This window comes from Sphingomonas sp. PP-CE-3A-406 (assembly GCF_003688625.1).
Classification (GTDB): Bacteria; Pseudomonadota; Alphaproteobacteria; order Sphingomonadales; family Sphingomonadaceae; genus Sphingomonas.
In genome coordinates this window covers 632,422-648,763 of the sequence record NZ_RCWY01000001.1, presented here as the reverse complement: position 1 = coordinate 648,763, position 16,342 = coordinate 632,422, and the positions used below count along the sequence as shown (strand labels likewise).

General features: G+C 67.3%; 13 protein-coding genes and 1 pseudogene. 5 read left to right on the top strand and 9 right to left on the bottom strand.

Annotated features, from left to right (window positions below; all coding sequences use genetic code 11):
- Positions 1–5 precede the first annotated feature (5 nt).
- A pseudogene (locus C8J44_RS02680) lies at positions 6–569 on the bottom strand (anthranilate synthase component II); the annotation flags it as partial.
- 211 nt (positions 570–780) lie between these two features.
- Between C8J44_RS02680 and C8J44_RS02675 the strand changes: the two are divergent.
- A complete protein-coding gene (locus C8J44_RS02675; protein WP_121885178.1) occupies positions 781–1,185 on the top strand; it encodes a hypothetical protein in 405 nt (134 codons plus the stop codon).
- A 177-nt stretch (positions 1,186–1,362) separates the two neighbouring features.
- Here C8J44_RS02675 and trpE read toward each other — a convergent pair whose 3' ends face one another.
- Together trpE and C8J44_RS02665 are read right to left on the bottom strand one after the other, a co-directional pair.
- Positions 1,363–2,853: an anthranilate synthase component I gene (gene trpE / locus C8J44_RS02670; RefSeq protein ID WP_121903255.1), complete on the bottom strand. Its 1,491-nt coding sequence runs from the start codon at positions 2,851–2,853 to the stop codon at positions 1,363–1,365.
- A gap of 4 nt (positions 2,854–2,857) precedes the next feature.
- Positions 2,858–4,813 carry a peptidylprolyl isomerase gene (locus C8J44_RS02665; RefSeq protein WP_121903254.1) on the bottom strand — a complete coding sequence of 652 codons (1,956 nt, stop codon included), beginning with the start codon at positions 4,811–4,813 and terminating at the stop codon, positions 2,858–2,860.
- Positions 4,814–4,974: 161 nt separating this feature from the next.
- On the opposite strand from C8J44_RS02665, the gene tpiA reads away from it, so the two are divergent.
- A complete protein-coding gene (gene tpiA, locus C8J44_RS02660; protein ID WP_121903253.1) occupies positions 4,975–5,721 on the top strand; it encodes a triose-phosphate isomerase in 747 nt (248 codons plus the stop codon).
- 139 nt (positions 5,722–5,860) lie between these two features.
- Positions 5,861–6,559 (top strand): hypothetical protein, encoded by a 699-nt coding sequence (locus C8J44_RS02655; protein WP_121903252.1) that lies wholly within the window; start codon positions 5,861–5,863, stop codon positions 6,557–6,559.
- A gap of 108 nt (positions 6,560–6,667) precedes the next feature.
- Here C8J44_RS02655 and C8J44_RS02650 read toward each other — a convergent pair whose 3' ends face one another.
- Both C8J44_RS02650 and C8J44_RS02645 read right to left on the bottom strand, forming a co-directional pair.
- A complete protein-coding gene (locus tag C8J44_RS02650; RefSeq protein ID WP_121903251.1) occupies positions 6,668–8,056 on the bottom strand; it encodes a M17 family metallopeptidase in 1,389 nt (462 codons plus the stop codon).
- On the bottom strand, positions 8,053–9,444 hold the full coding sequence (locus C8J44_RS02645) for a serine hydrolase (protein WP_121903250.1): 1,392 nt from the start codon (positions 9,442–9,444) through the stop codon (positions 8,053–8,055). Before C8J44_RS02645 ends, C8J44_RS02650 begins: the two co-directional genes overlap by 4 nt.
- Positions 9,445–9,608: 164 nt before the next feature.
- Between C8J44_RS02645 and C8J44_RS02640 the strand changes: the two genes are divergently transcribed.
- The gene (locus C8J44_RS02640; RefSeq protein WP_121903249.1) at positions 9,609–9,755 is read left to right on the top strand and encodes a lmo0937 family membrane protein; all 147 of its coding nucleotides are present in this window, start codon (positions 9,609–9,611) and stop codon (positions 9,753–9,755) included.
- A gap of 108 nt (positions 9,756–9,863) precedes the next feature.
- On the opposite strand, the gene rimO is transcribed toward C8J44_RS02640, so the two are convergent.
- Positions 9,864–11,216: a 30S ribosomal protein S12 methylthiotransferase RimO gene (gene rimO, locus C8J44_RS02635; RefSeq protein WP_121903800.1), complete on the bottom strand. Its 1,353-nt coding sequence runs from the start codon at positions 11,214–11,216 to the stop codon at positions 9,864–9,866.
- A gap of 94 nt (positions 11,217–11,310) precedes the next feature.
- Here rimO and C8J44_RS02630 point away from each other — a divergent pair, with 94 nt between their 5' ends.
- Positions 11,311–12,453, top strand: coding sequence for an anhydro-N-acetylmuramic acid kinase (locus tag C8J44_RS02630; protein WP_121903248.1), 1,143 nt, complete (start codon positions 11,311–11,313; stop codon positions 12,451–12,453).
- Between the two features lie 289 nt (positions 12,454–12,742).
- Here C8J44_RS02630 and C8J44_RS02625 read toward each other — a convergent pair whose 3' ends face one another.
- The 3 genes from C8J44_RS02625 to C8J44_RS02615 all read right to left on the bottom strand — a co-directional run bounded on the left by C8J44_RS02625 (position 12,743) and on the right by C8J44_RS02615 (position 16,263).
- The gene (locus C8J44_RS02625) at positions 12,743–13,069 is read right to left on the bottom strand and encodes a hypothetical protein (protein ID WP_107962041.1); all 327 of its coding nucleotides are present in this window, start codon (positions 13,067–13,069) and stop codon (positions 12,743–12,745) included.
- 89 nt (positions 13,070–13,158) lie between these two features.
- Positions 13,159–14,337: a VWA domain-containing protein gene (locus tag C8J44_RS02620; RefSeq protein WP_121903247.1), complete on the bottom strand. Its 1,179-nt coding sequence runs from the start codon at positions 14,335–14,337 to the stop codon at positions 13,159–13,161.
- A 12-nt stretch (positions 14,338–14,349) separates the two neighbouring features.
- On the bottom strand, positions 14,350–16,263 hold the full coding sequence (locus C8J44_RS02615) for a CocE/NonD family hydrolase (protein ID WP_121903246.1): 1,914 nt from the start codon (positions 16,261–16,263) through the stop codon (positions 14,350–14,352).
- Between the last annotated feature and the right edge of the window lie 79 nt (positions 16,264–16,342).

The window sequence follows — 16,342 nt, the reverse complement described above, 5'->3', positions numbered from 1 at the left end:
TGGGGGATGTTCGCCATCTTGAGGAAGTTCGCCAGCATTTCGTGGCCGTGTTCGGTGGCGATGCTCTCCGGGTGGAACTGGACGCCGTGGATCGGCAGCGTCTTGTGGCGGAAGCCCATGACCGTGCCGTCCTGCGCGGTCGCGTTGACGACCAGCGTGTCGGGCACCGCGTTGACGATCAGCGAGTGATAGCGCGTGGCGATGAACGGCGAGGGCAGCCCGGCGTACAGCCCGGTATCGTCGTGGACGACGGGCGAGGTCTTGCCGTGCATCAGGCCGCCGCGTTCGACCTTGCCGCCGAAATGCTGGCCGATCGCCTGGTGGCCGAGGCACACGCCCAGCAGCGGCTTGCCGGCGTCCGCGCAGGCTGCGACGAGGTCGAGGCTTACGCCCGCCTCGTTCGGCGTGCAGGGGCCGGGAGAAATGAGGAACGCGTCCGCGCCCGACGACAGAGCCTGCCCGGCGGAGATCGCATCGTTGCGGACGACTTCGACCTCGACACCCAGTTCCATCAGATAATGGACGAGGTTCCAGGTGAAGCTGTCGTAATTGTCGACGACGAGGATCATGGCGTCGCCATAGCCTAAGCGCGGCGTGGTGCAACATGGCAGCGCGCCCGGACGTCGCGCTTGATCGATGGCTGCGACCGATTGCCCCGATTTCGCCGCGTGGCGGTCGCGGATCGCCGGCGTCGTCCCTATATCGGCGGGGCAGGCGCGCATCATTCAGCGCGGAGCAATGCCGCGTGACGGACGTTATCCGTTCAAAGGAGCTTAACCGATGTTACGTACCGTCGTCCTCGCTGCACTGATCGCCCTTCCCGGCATGGCTTACGCGCAGGACGCGCAGGTCGACACGCCGCCCCAGCGGATCCGCAGCGTCACGCTAACTGGCGACCAGAAATGCCCCAAGTCGAGCAATGGCGAGATCGTCGTGTGCTCGACGCTCGACCAGCCGTACCGGATCCCGAAATCGCTGCGCGACGACAAGCCGATCGCCGCGAAGAACCAGAGCTGGGTGAACCGCGCGGCGACGATGGATCAGGTCGGGCGCGTGGCTGGCGGGTTGCCGGATACGTGTTCGGCGGTCGGTACGGGCGGTCAGTCGGGCTGCTTCATGCAGCGTAATCAGGCGTATGCCGCGGAACGTCGGGCTTCTGCTAGCGAGTCGAACACGCAGCCCTAAGCTCTCTGTTGTGGGGGTTGCTCTGTAACCTCGAATGACCGCCCCGGCGAAGGCCGGGGTCCAGTTGGGAAACATTCGTAAAGGAGGTCGCGCATCGTTACCGCGACCTTTCCAACTGGACCCCGGCCTTCGCCGGGGGGGAATGTTAAGGCGAAGGTCAGTCCTGGGTGACCGGATCTACTGCCCGAACCCCGATGCCTTCGCCCGGCTAACCGCTTCACGCGCGGCGGCGAGGATCGCGCCGGCCTTGGCTTCGCATTCGCGCTGTTCGTATTCGGGGACGCTGTCGGCGACGATGCCGGCGCCCGCCTGGACGTGGATCGTGCCGTCCTTCACCACCGCGGTTCGGAGGACGATGCACGAGTCCATCGAGCCGTCGGGGGAGAAATAGCCGACCCCGCCCGCGTACGCACCGCGGCGTTCGGGTTCGAGCTCAGCGATGATCTGGCAGGCGCGGACCTTCGGTGCGCCGCTGACCGTACCGGCGGGGAACCCGGCGAACAGCGCGTCGAGCGCGTCCTTGTCGGGGGACAGCGTGCCGACGACGTTCGAGACGATGTGCATGACGTGGCTGTAGAATTCGACGCCGTAACTGGCGGTCACCTTTACCGAACCGGGTGACGCGGCGCGGCCGACGTCGTTGCGGCCGAGGTCGAGAAGCATCAGGTGTTCCGCGCGCTCCTTCGGGTCGGCGAGCAGGCCGATGCGGTTGGCTTCGTCCTCCGCGGGGGTCTTGCCGCGCGGGCGCGTGCCGGCGATCGGGCGGATCGTGACTTCGTCGTCGCGGACGCGGACGAGGATCTCGGGGCTCGAGCCGATCAGCGCGAAACCGGGGAGGTCGAGGTGATAGAGGAACGGCGACGGGTTGATGCGGCGAAGCGAGCGATAGAGCTCGAACGGCGGCAGCGCGAACGGCGTGCTGAAGCGCTGGGCGAGCACCACCTGGAAGATGTCGCCGGCGAGGATATAGTCCTTAGCAGTGGCGACCATCTCGCCGTAGCGGCCCTCGGGGAGCGCGGGCGTGTAGGTCGGTTCGGCGACGTCGGCGCGGACCGGCGCGGGAACGGGCGTGCTGGCGAGCTTGGCAGCGACCGCGTCGAGACGCTCTTCGGCCTCGGCCACGATCGAGTCGGGATCGCGTGCCGGATCCGCCCAGGCGGGTGCGACGAGGTAGAGCGCATCGGTCAGGCGATCGAACACCAGGATGACGGTCGGCCGCACGAAGATCATGTCGGGCATGCCTAGCGGGTCGACCGGCGGTTGCGGCAGGGCTTCGACCAAGCCGATCGTCTCATAGCCGAAATAGCCGACGAGGCAGGCCAGCGCTCGGGGCAGTTCGGCGGGAACCTCCGCCCTGCATTCCGCCACCAGCATCCGCAACGCGTCGAGGGTCGGGACCGGGCACGGCGCGAACGTCTCGCGATCGGTCGCCCATTGGCGATTGATCTCGGCGCTGTGGCCGTGCGCGCGGAAGAGCAGGTCGGGGGCAAGTCCGATCAGGCTGTGCCGACCGCGGATCGCGCCGCCCTCGACCGATTCGAGCAGGAAGTCGCCACGCCCCGGCTCGATGAGCTTCAGCGCCGCAGCGACCGGCGTTTCGGTATCGGCGACCTGACGACGCCAGACGAGCGCCGGGCGCCCTTCGGCCAAAGCTTCACGCGCGCTCATGCGATCAGTTCCCGCTACCGCCCTGGCCGAGCAAGTCGGCACGGACGCGTGCGAGCGAGGCCGCGTTGGTCTTGACGCCGACATCGGCGCGGACCGCCTTGGCGAACTGCTCGACATATTCGCGACCGACCGAGCGGCCGATATTGGCGCGCGCCGCCTTGATCGCGGCCGCGTTGCCGGCCGCATTGCCGCTGGCGATGCTGTCGAGCTTGATGACGAACCAGCCACTGTCGTCGGGGGCGGCCAGCGTCTTGGCGGTGTTCGGCGCCATGCTGAACATCAGCGCGAGTGCGGGCGGTGCCCCGCGCGGATCCGCGGCGATCTGCGCGCGCGAGGCGGTCAGCGGACGCGCGGCGGGGATCGGCAGCTTGGTCTGCGCCAGCGATTGCTGGATCGGCATGCCCTTGTTGATCCGCGCGAGCACGTCGGCAGCGACCTTCCGCGCCGCCTGACGCGCGCGGTCGGCGGTGACGTCGTGGAGCACCGCGGCGCGAACCTGCGCGAGTGGACGCGGCGTGGCGGGAACGACACGGCCGAGCGCGACGACTGCGAAGCCGCCGTCGGTGCCGAGCTGGACGAGCTGCGGGGCATCCCCCTCGGCAGCCTGGAACGCAGCGGCGACGAGCGGCGCGATCGCGGCGTTCGGCTGGCTGGCTGGATCGTCGGGGTTGGCACCGCTCGCGATCAGCGCGGGTGTGGTGACCGGCTTGAGCTTCTGGTCGGCGATGACTTCGTCGAACGTAGCATTCTTCGACAGCGAATCGTCGATCTTGTCGTGGATGTCGGACAGCGCCGCGGCGGCCTTCTGGATGCCGAGCGCGGCGGCGATCTCGCCACGGACCTGGTCGAGCGAACGGGCCGCGACCTTGTCGATCTTGTCGACCTTGGCGACGGTCCAGCCGAGCTGGGTACGGACCGGGCCGATCACCGCGCCGTCGGCGGCGGCGAACACCGTGTCGGCGACCTGTGGCGAGGTGGTGCCGGCATAAGCGGCCTTTTCGACGCCAGTCTGCGTCGAGGCTTCGAGCCCGGCGGCGCGGGCGGCGTCGGCGAGGCTCGCGCCGCCCTTCACCTTGGCGGCGAGCGCGGTGGCGCCGGCCTGGTCGGCGACGACGACCTGCGTGATCGTGCGCTTCTCGGTCGCGGCGTAGCGGGCGCTGTCCTGCTGATAGGTCTTGGCGATCTCCGCGTCGGTCGGGACGGCCTGCGCCTTGACCTGCTCGGGCGTGATGACCGCGTAGCGGACGATGCGGCGCTCGGGCACCGTGTAGCGCGCGATGTTGCGCTTGTAGAAGGCGGTGAGGTCGGCATCGGTCGGCGCGGGGCCGGCAGGGACCACCGCGGCGGGGATGAAGCCGATCGTGCCGGTGCGCTTTTCGAGCAGCAGCGAGGCGTAGGGGAGCGCGAGCTGGCTCGACACCTGCGTCGCGCCGTTGCTCGGCAGCGTGAGTTGCTGCGCGAACGTGTCACGGACCATGTCGCTGCGGATCTGCGCGTCGGTCAGCTTGCGCTGGGCGAGAATCTGACGGTACAGATTCTCGTCGAACTTGCCGGTCGGGCCCTGCAGTGCGGGGATGCTGGCGATCTGGCCGTCGACCGAGCGCTTGCTCACGACCATGCCCTGCGCACGACCGAACTGCTCGAGCGCCATGCTGGAGACGATCCGGTCGAGCGTGCCTTCGAGCCCGCCCTGGTTGACGAAGGTCGCCATGTCGAGCGTGGGCTGTTCCTGGCGGAAGCCCTCGAGCTGCGTCTGCGCCTGCGTCTTGAGCTCGTTCGCGGTCACCTCGGCCTTGCCGACCTTGGCGACGTCGCCGCCGGTTATCCCAGCGCCGCCGGTCATCGAACTGAGCCCCGTGACATCGCCCGCCGCGAACGCGAGCGCGATGACGCCGAGCACCAGGAACGTGATGATCACGCCGGCCTTCGATTGGGTAAGACGGCGGAAGAAAGCGAGCATGGACAGCCGATCGACAGGGATGGGAACATGCGTGCTTTACGGGGGCGAAGGCGGCTCTTCAAGTCGGGGCGCGTCGAGGTGATGCTGGCCCGGATGGGCGCGCTTAGGGTTGTGTGCGGGCTGGCGGCGGCGCTATCGCTGGGCAAAATGCTCGGGAGAACATGATGCGGCGCAAGCTGGTAGCGGGAAACTGGAAGATGAACGGGTCGCGGGCGATGCTCGTCGAACTCGATGCGATCGCCGCGGCGGCGAGCGCTGCGCCGGGGATCGACGTATCGGTCGCGGTGCCGTTCACGCTGATCGCCGGCGCGTCGGAGCGCGTGCCGGGGTTGGCGATCGGGGCGGAGGACGTCCACGAGGCGGACTCGGGCGCGCATACTGGCTGTGTCTCGGCGGCGATGGTCAAGGAGGTCGGCGCGTCGTTCACGCTCGTCGGCCATTCGGAGCGGCGCGCGGACCAGCACGAGACGAGCCACGACGCCTGGGCGAAGGCGGCGGCGGCGCGACGGCAGGGGCTGCACGTCATCCTGTGCTGCGGCGAAACCGAAGCCGAGCGCGACGCCGACCGTGCCGAGCGCGTGGTGCAGGCGCAGATCGAGAAATCGGTGCCCGACAATGCGGACGGCAGCTGGTTCACGCTCGCCTACGAGCCGCGCTGGGCGATCGGCACCGGGCGGACGCCGACGCTCGACGAGATCGCCGCGATCCACGCGATCGCGCGCGCCAAACTGCGGATGCTGATCGGCGATGCGGCGGCGGGAGTGCGTATCCTGTACGGCGGATCGGTGACGGGGGCGAACGCGGCGTCGATCCTGGATACGCCGAACGTGGATGGCGCGCTGGTCGGCGGGGCGAGCCTGACCGCGGAGAAGTTCGTGCCGATCATCCAAGCCGCGGCATCCCTGTAACGGGGCGCGTACCAGCGTAAAGACGTGCCCGTGTAAAGAAGTGTTAAGTCCCGATAAACCCTATGGTCTTATGATTAATGGACGATTCGGCGAGATGATCGTCTGATCGGCGTGGATGGGTTTTCGTGCGAGGGTTGATATGGCCAAGTGGTTTCCCGGATGCGTCGGCGCGTCGATCGCGGCCTGCGCGGTGGTATCTGCGATCCCTGCCAGGGCAGAGACACCGCGCGAATTGCTGACCCAGGCCGGGTTCGTCGACCGCGATCGCGGTGTCGCGCTGGCCCGGATCGACAAGGCCGCTGCGGCCGCGGGACAGGCGCTCAGTCGTTCGCCGAACGATGCCGAGGCCGCGATCATGCAGGCGATGGCGAATGGGTATCGTGCCAAGCTGCTCGGCAATCGATCGCAGGCGATTGCCGCGCGGCGGCAATATGAGGCGTTGGTGACACGCTATCCGCATAATGCCGAGGCGCAGGCTGCATTGGGCGCGTGGCATATCGGGGTGATCGCCAAGCTCGGGCGGTTCGTCGGGCGTGCGGTGGCCGGCGCGCAAAAGGCGACCGGGTTCGACGCGCTGGAACGGTCGGTGGCGCTGGGGGGTAACCGCGCGATGTTTGCCGGCTTGGCGGGGTTGTTGCGGCTCGAGCTCGATCCGAACGATGTTCGGGGACGCGCGCTGGTCGAGACGGCGAGCAGGGCGCCGACGCCGACCGCGATCGACGGGTATGTTCGCAAGGCGGCGATGGCGGTGCTGGTGCCGCTGCGCGCGGGTGATGCGAATGCGACGAAGGCGCTGGCGGACAAGCTGCTGCCGTTCGGGCAGTTCGCCACGGGGTAACGTCGCCCTCCCGTCATGCCGGGCTCGTTCCGGCATCCACGGTGTCGCACATCCGCGGATCGATATTTTGCGGGACGGTGGACCCCGGAACAAGTCCGGGGTGACGGATCAGGGGCGGCTGTATCGCTTAACCAACATCGCGAAGGCGGCGCGAAGGGCATAGGCCTCGCCACCCTTCGGACGCCCCGGCTTGGCGGACGGCCGCCAGGCGAACACGTCGAGATGCGCCCATGCCGTATCCTTGGGCACGAACCGGCGGAGGAACAGCGCTGCGGTGATCGCACCCGCGAACCCGCCATCGGGGGCGTTGACCATGTCGGCGATGTCCGACTTGAGCATCTCGTCGTAACCGTTCCAGAGCGGCAGGCGCCACATCTGGTCGTTCTGTTCCAAGCCCGACGCGAGCAGATCCGCCGCGAGCGACTCGTCGTCGGTGAACATCGGCGGCAGATCGGGGCCGAGCGCGACGCGCGCCGCCCCCGTGAGCGTGGCGAAGTCGAGGATCAGCTCGGGATCGCTCTCGCCCGCCTTGGTCAGCGCATCGCCGAGCACGAGGCGGCCCTCCGCATCGGTGTTGGTGTTCTCGACCGTCAGCCCCTTGCGCGTCGCGAGCACGTCGCCGGGGCGGAAGGCGTTGCCGGCGATCGAGTTTTCCACCGCGGGGATCAGCAAATGAAGGCGGACCGGCAGTTTGGCGGCCATCACGAGGCTCGCGAGCGCCAACGCGTGCGCCGCGCCGCCCATGTCCTTCTTCATCAGCCGCATGCCCGCCGACGGCTTGATGTCGAGACCGCCGGTGTCGAAGGTGACGCCCTTGCCGACCAGCGCGATGCGCGGGTGAGACGGGTCGCCCCATTCGAGTTCGATCAGGCGCGGCGCGCGGTCCTTGCTCGCCGCCTGGCCGACTGCGTGGATCATCGGGTAGCCGGCCGCTAGCGCATCGCCGCGCGTGGTCGTGACGGTCGCGCCGTGGCGTTTGGCGAGCGTCTCGGCAGCGGCCTCCAGGTCGGCGGGGCCCATGTCGGAGGCGCCGGTGTTGACGAGGTCGCGGACCAGCGCAGTCGCTTCGGCGAGGCGGATCGTCTCGTCGATATGCGCGGCGTCTTGCGTGAGCAGAACGCGCGGACCGATTGCATCGGGCTTCACGTACCGTGTGAACTGGTGCTGGGCGAGCATCCAGCCGAGCCCGGCCGCGCCGACCGGGCCTTCCGCGAGACGGTAGGTGCCCGCGGGCAGCGATGCGCCGAGCGAGGCGATCCGCCACGGCGATGTGACGGCTTCGTTGCAGACCAGCAGCATCGACCAGTCCTCCACGGTCTCGCCTGGCAGCACCGCGCGGTCGCCGGGCTTGCCGGTCAGGCGGTGCGCGGTGACGGTCGTGCGGATGCGCTGCGACTGTTTGGCGAGCCAGCCTTCATACGCATCGGGGTGGACGACGTGGATGGTTCGGGCGGGCTGCCCGCGGTCGGGTTGGAGCATCGAGGCGAAGTCGGTCATTGTGTGGGCGCCACCAGAAGTTGTTCGAATCGGCCGTTCGCGCCGGGCTCGGCATAGGTGCTGAGCGAGAGCGTGCGGTCGGGATAGGTGATGCGGTAGGTGCGGTTGACGAAGCCGCCGCGCAAGCGGGTCTTGCCGGTTTGTGCGAACGCGGTCGGTTCGCCGAGCGCGCCGAGGCTGGTCTTGTAGTCGGCGAGCGCGACCGGTTTGAAATAGTAATTGGCGTCCTCTGTAAGGCCTTTCCGGTCGAGCGTGCCGGTGCGGAGCTGGTCGTAGACGGCGCGAGCTCGGCCGAGTGCGGCGGTGTCTTCGGCATTGGCTGGCGCGAGCGGCAGGACGATCTTGGCGACGCCTGAGGCGATGCGGCCCGTTGCGTCGCTGAACCAGCTGTTGGTGAGAACGACGATGGCCGCCTTGTCGTCGGGATAGACGGTGTTCTCGGACAGAAAGCCGACCGCTTCGCCGCTGTGCTCGACATAGCGGCGGCCATTCGCGCTGCCGGTGAAGACGCCTAGGCCGTAGCCGTTGCTGCTGCCGTCGGCGAGTTTCACCGGCGTTTCCTGCGCGGCCCAGTCGTCGGCGGGGAGCGTGGTGCGGTTGAGGCGGGCGACGTCCCATTTGGCGAGGTCTTCGGCGCTCATCGAGAGTTCGCCGGCGGCGTAGAGCCAGCCGTCTGCGCTGGGGGTTTCGGGGCGGACGGGGCCGAGGGCGAAGCGGCCATAGCCTTGCGGATAGGCCTTGCCGATCGCCTTGTCCTGGTCGAGCGCGTGGATGTCGAGCGGTTTGAAGATGCGTTGCTGGAGGAAGCTCAGCAGCGGCTGGCGCGCGACCTTCTCGACGATCAGCCCGGCGACGACGTAGCCCGTGTTAGAATATTGCCACTGCGTGCCGGGCTGGAAATCGAGTGGCTTCTTGGCCCAGCGATCGACGATCTGCTGCGGCGTGACGGGCTTGGCCATCGCCGCGAAACTATAGTCCTGCGGCCAGTAATCCTGGAGGCCCGAGGTGTGGCTGAGCAACTGGCGGATCGTGATGCGGTCGCCGCCGGTGATGCCGGGGATGTACATGGCGACGGTGTCGTCGAGGCTGAGCTTGCCTTCGTCCTCGAGCAGCAGGATCGCGGCGGCGGTAAACTGCTTGGAGATCGAGGCGATCTGGTAGGGGAGTTTCGGGTCTGCCTTGGCGATCGCCTCGGACGGTTTTCCGTACGCCTTGGCGAACACGATCCGGCCGCCGCGGACCACCGCGATCGAGGCTGAGGGCACGCCGGTATCGCCGAGCGCGCCGGTGACCAGCGTATCGATCTGCGCGGTTTCGGCGGGGGTGAGCGACTGCGCGATGGCGGGGGCCGGAAGCAACGCGGCGACGGCGAGAAGGCGAAGGATCATGGCGCGCAACGAAGCAGAACCGGTCGGCGTACGCAACGCCGCGATTTTAATTCCGCGCTGGTTGAACGGGTTAGGCTAGGGCAGAAATGTTGACGGAACACGCCGCGATCCGCGCACGTTTCATCGCGGGGCCGGGAGCCTTTCACGCCTTAGGGGACACAACCATGCTGTACACCATCGCCGTCATCCTGCTGATCCTCTGGCTGGCAGGGTTTGCCTTCCATGTTGCAGGCGGGCTGATCCACATCCTGCTGGTGATCGCGGTCATCGTCGTTCTGATCAAGCTGTTCACCGGTCGCAACGTCGTCTGACTTTTCCGTCATGCCGGGCTTGTTCCGGCATCCACCGTTCCGCGTAACGGATGCTATCGAGTTTGCGGAACGGTGGACCCCGGAGCAAGTCCGGGGTGACGGAGGGATTTAAGCGGGGACGCCGTAAAGGTCGTGATCGTCGGCGTCTTCGATCGTGACCGGGACGATGTCACCGACCGTCAGGTGGCCGGCGTCGCGGAGGAAGACTTCGCCGTCGATCTCAGGTGCATCCGCCTGTGAGCGGCCAGTGGCGCCTTCTTCGTCGACCGCATCGATGATCACGTCGAGCGTGCGGCCGATCTTGGCCTGCAGCTTGGCCGCGGAGATTGCCGCGGTCTTCTCCATGATGCGGGCGTAGCGCTCTTCCTTGAGCTCTTCGGGCACATGATCGGGCAGCAGGTTCGCCGCAGCGCCCTCGACCGGCTCGAAGCGGAACGCGCCGACGCGGTCGAGCTGAGCCTCGTCGAGCCAGTCGAGCAGATACTGGAAATCCTCTTCGGTCTCGCCGGGGAAGCCGACGACGAAGGTCGAGCGGATCGTGATGTCGGGTGCGATCGTCCGCCAGTTGTGGATGCGCTGGAGCACTTTCGCATCGTTGCCGGGGCGCTTCATCCGGCGCAGCACCGATGGCGCGGCGTGCTGGAACGGGATGTCGAGATACGGCAGCACGAGGCCTTCCGCCATCAGCGGGATGACGTGGTCGACGTGCGGATACGGGTAGACGTAGTGGAGGCGCACCCACGGCGCGATTCTGCCGAGTTCACGCGAGAGGTCGGTCATGTGCGCGCGGACCTCGCGGGCTTCGTTCCGCGACATCGGGCCACCGGTCTTCACCGGCCAGCTGGCGTGGCGGAGGTCGACGCCGTACGCCGACGTGTCCTGGCTGATGACCAGCAGTTCCTTGGTGCCGGCTTCGACCAGCTTCTCCGCCTCGCGCAGGATCGCGTCGGGGCGGCGGCTGACGAGATCGCCGCGCAAGCTCGGGATGATGCAGAACGAGCAGCGGTGGTTGCAGCCTTCCGAGATCTTCAGGTAGCTGTAGTGGCGCGGGGTCAGCTTCAGGCCGGCGTCGGGGATCAGGTTGAGGAACGCCGACGGCGGCATCGGGGCGGCCTCGTGGACCGCGCCGACGACCTGCTCGTATTCGTGCGCGCCGGTGATCGCGAGGACCTGCGGGAAACGCGCGCGGATCGCGTCGGCTTCCTTGCCCATGCAACCGGTGACGATGACGCGGCCGTTCTCGGCGATCGCCTCGCCGATCGCCTCGAGGCTCTCCTCCTTGGCGGAGTCGAGGAAGCCGCAGGTGTTGACGAGGACGATGTCGGCGCCGGCATAATCGGGCGACATCTGGTAGCCGTCGCCGCGGAGCTGCGTGAGAATCCGTTCGCTGTCGACGAGGTTCTTCGGACAGCCGAGCGAGACCATGCCGATCTTCGGCGGGGAGGGGAGTGTTGTTGCCATGAAGCCCGCGCACATAGGCGCAAAGTTCGGTTTTTTCTAGGCGGCGGAAAATGCATCCTGCATGGGTGGGCGGATTGCGCGGGAAGGAACCGATATGCTGGCGATTGGACTGATGTCGGGGACGTCGCTCGACGGGATCGACGCGGCGTTGATCGAGACCGACGGCGAGGCGTTCGTGCGGCCGATCGCGTTTCGTGGCGAGCCGTATTCGGATGCGGCGCGGGCGCAACTGGCGGAGGCCACGCGGATGGCGCTGACGTTCGACAAGCCGCGCGCCAGTCCGCCGGTCGTCGCTGCTGGGGACCTGATTACACGGGCGCATGTGTTTGCGGTGCACAAGTTGTTGGCGGATGCGGGGGTTGCGGCGGCGGAGGTCGATGTGATCGGCTTTCACGGGCAGACGATCGCGCATCGGCCGGATCGGCGCTGGACGTGGCAGATCGGCGACGGGGCGGCGGTCGCGCGGGCTACCGGGATCACGACGGTGTCGGACTTTCGGTCTGCAGATGTCGCGGCTGGCGGGCAGGGGGCGCCGTTGCTGCCGGTCTATCATGCGGCTTTGGCGGCGGGGCTCGAGGGTCCGGTCGCGGTGCTGAACCTTGGCGGGGTGGGGAACATCACCTTCATTCCCGGCGGGCGGGACGTGCACGATTCGCGCGAGATGTCGCCGGAGCGGGCGCAGATGACGGACCGCGACGGGCTGGCAGCGTTCGATACGGGGCCGGCGAACGGGTTGATCGATAGCTGGGTCGAGGCGGAGACTGGTGCCCGGTACGATGCCGGGGGGGCGTTGGCGGCGTCCGGGCGGGTCGACGAGACGGTGCTGACGGCGATGCTCGACCATCCGTTTTTCGATGCGCTCCCGCCTAAGTCTTTGGATCGCAATGACTTTACGATCCAGCCGGCTCGGGGGTTGTCGGCGGCTGATGGGGCCGCGACTTTGACTGCGTTTACGGCGGCTACCGTGGCTGAGGCTTTGCGACATTTGCCGGCTCGGCCTGTTCGGTTGCTGGTCGCGGGGGGTGGGCGGCATAATCCGACTATGCTGGCGATGATTGCGGAGCGGACCGGGTTGGTGGTGGAGCCTACCGATGTGCTCGGGTGGAACGGCGATGCGCTGGAGGCCGAGGGGTTTGCGTATATGGCGGTTCGGACGCTGCAGGGGCTGGCGATTAGTTTTCCGGGGACGACTGGGGTGCCGGTGGCGATGCCTGGTGGGGTTGTGGATCGGGTTTGAGGGGGCTGGCTTACGCTTGTCCCGTGTGACCAGTAAGGTTGTTCTCCCGCGAAGGCGGGAGCCCAGACTGGGCTCCCGCCTTCGCGGGAGAACAAGGGGATGAGGGTGGCGCTCGCGTTGCTCGCACCCGCTCCACGGTAACCGCACTTAGCCTTCTACCACCCCGGCGGAGGCCGGGGCCCAATTGGAAAGGTTGCAGTAACGAAGCGCGCGCTCAGCTAGCGACGTCCCCCAATTGGGCCCCGGCCTTCGCCGGGGTGGTTAGGAGGGTGGGGGCGGCAGCTCTGTATCAGTGCGGCTTCTTCGCCTTTGCCGGCTTCTTCGGCTCGGGCTTCTTTGGCGGCGTCTTCTTCTCCGCCGCATCCTTGGCGCGTAGCGCAGGCGCTGCGATCGCCGCTGCAATACCCGCGATCACCGTCGCGCCAACCGCGATCGCGGTCTTCGGGTGCGACTTCACCGCATCCGTCGCCGTCGCGAGGCCGGCCTTGGCCGCATCGGTCGCGTCCTCGACCCAGTCGCTGGTCGCCGCGGTCTTCTTCGCGTCGGGCTTCGGCTTGTGGTCGTCGTCGTGATGGACCTTGGCGTGCGGCATGGCGGAGTTGGGGATCGACGACATAGGGCTTGTCCTTCGGTAAGGGATGATGCCCGATAAACCGATCGCCACCGTGACGGTTCCGTTACAGTTCGCCGCTTACCGCGCCAAACTCACCGCTTACGGGTCAGCTCACGCATCGCGTCGTCGAGCCCGGCGAGGCTCAGCGGGTACATCCGGTCGGTCATCAGTTCACGGATGATGCGCACCGATTGCGAGTATCCCCATTGCGCCTCGGGCACCGGGTTCAGCCATGCCGCCGCCGGATAGGTGTTGGTCAGCCGCTGCATCCACACCGCGCCCGGTTCCTCGTTGAAATGCTCGACCGAGCCGCCGGGATGCGTGATCTCGTACGGGCTCATCGACGCGTCGCCGACGAAGATCAGCTTGTAGTCGTGGCCGTATTTGTGGAGCAGGTCCCACATCGGCGTGCGCTCGGCGAAGCGTCGCGTGTTGTCCTTCCACACGCCCTCGTACGGGCAATTGTGGAAGTAGAAGAATTCGAGGTTCTTGAACTCGGTGGTCGCGGCGGAGAACAGTTCCTCGCAGAGCTTGACGAACGGGTCCATCGAGCCGCCGACGTCGAGGAACAGCAGCAGTTTCACCGCATTGCGGCGTTCGGCGCGCATGACGATATCGAGATAGCCCTGCCGCGCGGTGCCGGCGATCGTGCCGTCGATGTCGAGTTCGTCGGCGGCGCCGTCCCGCGCGAAGCGGCGCAGGCGGCGGAGTGCCACCTTGATGTTGCGGGTGCCGAGTTCCTTGGTGTTGTCGAGGTTACGGAACTCGCGCTGGTCCCAGACTTTCAGCGCGCGCTTGTGCGTGCTCTCGCCGCCGATGCGGACGCCTTCGGGGTTGTAGCCGCCGTTGCCATACGGGCTCGTGCCGCCGGTGCCGACCCATTTATTGCCGCCCTGGTGGCGTTCCTTCTGCTCCTCCAGGCGTTTCTTGAGCGTCTCCATGATCTCGTCCCACGAGCCGAGCGACTTGATCGCCGCCATCTCCTCGGGGGTCAGGAACTTCTCGGCGACCGCTTTCAGCCAGTCCTCGGGGACTTCGCCGGGGGCCGTGCCGTAGCTTGTGGCGAGGCCGCGGAAGACCTTGGCGAAGACCTGATCGAACTTGTCGAGCAGCCCCTCGTCCTTCACGTACACCGCGCGGGAGAGGTAGTAGAAATCCTCGGGCGTCCGCTCGATCACCTCGGCGTCGAGCGCCTCGAGCAGGATGAGGTGCTCCTTGAGGCTGGCGGGGATGCCGGCGCTGCGGAGTTCGTCGAGGAAGTTCAGGAACATGGGGTCACGTCCTCACTTGGTAGCCGCGATCGGCAGTTCGATCGCGCTGGGTTGCGCGGCCGAGTGGAAGACGCTGATCGTGGCCTTGCGGTAGTCGGCGGGCTTCGCGTCGAAGATGTTGGGGACGTAGGTCTGCGGGTTGCGGTCGTAGAGCGGGAACCAGCTCGACTGGACCTGCACCATGATGCGGTGGCCGGGGAGGAAGACGTGGTTGGCGTTGGGGAGCACGACGCGGAAATGCGTCGGCTGGCCGGCGACGATCGGGGTCGGTTTGTCGAACCCGTCGCGGTAGCGGCCGCGCAAGATGTCCATCGAGACGGCGAGCTGGTAGCCGCCCATCTCGGGCTTGTCGGAATATTCGGCGGGGTAGACGTCGATCAGCTTCACCACGAAATCGCCGTCGGTGCCGGTGGTGCTGGCGATCAGGTCCGCGACGGGCGCGCCGGCGATCGCGACCGGGCTGGTGAGTGGCGGCGTCTGGTAGGTCAGGACGTCGGTGCGGTCGGAGAAGGGGCGCTGATCGTCGACGAGCCATTGCCGCCAGGTCGAGCCGGTCGCGTAGGTCGGGCGGATCGGGCGGAGGCGGTAGGGGATCGGCTTGGCGGGGTCGGAGATGTAGTCGTCGTGGCCGTCCTGCGCGGGGGCGGTGGCGCCGAGGCCGCTCGCGGGCTGGAAGTAGAGTTTCTGCGTGGCGGACGCGTTCGGCCAGCCGGCGAGCGTCTGCCACTGGTTCGTGCCGGTCTGGAACGCGGTGACGGGGGCGAGCGCGGGCGGCGTCGCGCCGGTCTTCAACGCGCCGTCGAGGAACGGGAGCAGGACGTTCTTGCGGAACCACAGCGCGGTGTCGGCATCGAAGCGGATCGCGCCGAGCGTCGAGCCGTCACCGTTCGCGCCGCCATGCGCCCAGGGGCCTAGCGCGAGGTGGTTGACGTGGTTGGGGTCGACTTTCGACACCGCCTCGTACGCCGCGACCGCGCCGTAGATGTCCTCCTGGTCCCATTGGCTGGCGACCCAGAGCGTCTGCACCGTCTGTGGCTGCTTGGGCAGGATCGTCTCGAGCGCCTGGCCCTGCCAGAACGCGTCGTACGCCGGGTGATCGTGCATGCGCTGGACGAACGGGAGCTGCGCGAGGCCGCGGCTCTTCACGAAATCGCTGGCGGATCCGGCGCGCAGGAACGTGTCGTAATCGTCGTACGCATTGCGCCACAGGTCGCCGGCTTCGCCCTTGGCCGCGTCCTGGCTGTAGTAATAGTCGTAACCGACCTGGCGGAAGGCGCCGCCGTGGAAGTCGTCGTCGCCCTTCCACGTGTTGATGACCGGGTTCATCGGGACGGCGGCCTTCAGCGCGGGGTGCGGGTTCACCAGCGCCATCGCCGCCATCATGCCGTCATAGCTAGTGCCGATGATACCGACGCGGCCGTTCGAGTTCTTGAGGTTCTTCACGAGCCAGTCGATCGTGTCGTAGGCGTCGGTCGAGTGATCGACTTTCGTCTTGTTGAGCGGGCCGATCAGCGGACGTTCGTTGATGTAGGCGCCGTTCGAGCCGTTCTTGCCGCGGACGTCCTCGAACACGCGGATATAGCCGGCGTCGAAGAACATCGCATCCGACGCGCGCAGGTTCATCGCGCCGCTGGAACTCGACGACCGACTGGCGCTGCTCTCGGCGTTGTAGGGCGTGCGCTGGAGAAGAATGGGGGCGTCGGTGAGGCCCTTGCGCTGGACGATCACCGCGTGGAGCGTGACGCCGTCGCGCATCTTAATGTCGACTTCGCGCCGGTCGAAATCGAAGCTCGCGTTGGCGGGGATGAACTTGGTCGGGATGTCGCCACCGGGCTGCGGTGCCTTTTCTTTCTGTGCGGATATCGCGGACGGTGCCGACGTGGCGAGCAGGGCCAGCGTGATCGTCGTAAGAGCCTTGAACCGCATCGTTATCCTCACCGTCTTGTCGAAGACGCAGGTGGCACGGTTCTTGGGCTAACGGCAACTCTACTCGCGCAGTCATCCT

Excerpts from the sequence above, each read along its gene's own strand:
- C8J44_RS02675 (WP_121885178.1), top strand. The coding sequence starts at position 781 with ATGTTACGTACCGTCGTCCTCGCTGCACTGATCGCCCTTCCCGGCATG.
- trpE (WP_121903255.1), bottom strand. The coding sequence starts at position 2,853 with ATGAGCGCGCGTGAAGCTTTGGCCGAAGGGCGCCCGGCGCTCGTCTGG.
- C8J44_RS02665 (WP_121903254.1), bottom strand. The coding sequence starts at position 4,813 with ATGCTCGCTTTCTTCCGCCGTCTTACCCAATCGAAGGCCGGCGTGATC.
- tpiA (WP_121903253.1), top strand. The coding sequence starts at position 4,975 with ATGATGCGGCGCAAGCTGGTAGCGGGAAACTGGAAGATGAACGGGTCG.
- C8J44_RS02655 (WP_121903252.1), top strand. The coding sequence starts at position 5,861 with ATGGCCAAGTGGTTTCCCGGATGCGTCGGCGCGTCGATCGCGGCCTGC.
- C8J44_RS02650 (WP_121903251.1), bottom strand. The coding sequence starts at position 8,056 with ATGACCGACTTCGCCTCGATGCTCCAACCCGACCGCGGGCAGCCCGCC.
- C8J44_RS02645 (WP_121903250.1), bottom strand. The coding sequence starts at position 9,444 with ATGATCCTTCGCCTTCTCGCCGTCGCCGCGTTGCTTCCGGCCCCCGCC.
- C8J44_RS02640 (WP_121903249.1), top strand. The coding sequence starts at position 9,609 with ATGCTGTACACCATCGCCGTCATCCTGCTGATCCTCTGGCTGGCAGGG.
- rimO (WP_121903800.1), bottom strand. The coding sequence starts at position 11,216 with ATGGCAACAACACTCCCCTCCCCGCCGAAGATCGGCATGGTCTCGCTC.
- C8J44_RS02630 (WP_121903248.1), top strand. The coding sequence starts at position 11,311 with ATGCTGGCGATTGGACTGATGTCGGGGACGTCGCTCGACGGGATCGAC.
- C8J44_RS02625 (WP_107962041.1), bottom strand. The coding sequence starts at position 13,069 with ATGTCGTCGATCCCCAACTCCGCCATGCCGCACGCCAAGGTCCATCAC.
- C8J44_RS02620 (WP_121903247.1), bottom strand. The coding sequence starts at position 14,337 with ATGTTCCTGAACTTCCTCGACGAACTCCGCAGCGCCGGCATCCCCGCC.
- C8J44_RS02615 (WP_121903246.1), bottom strand. The coding sequence starts at position 16,263 with ATGCGGTTCAAGGCTCTTACGACGATCACGCTGGCCCTGCTCGCCACG.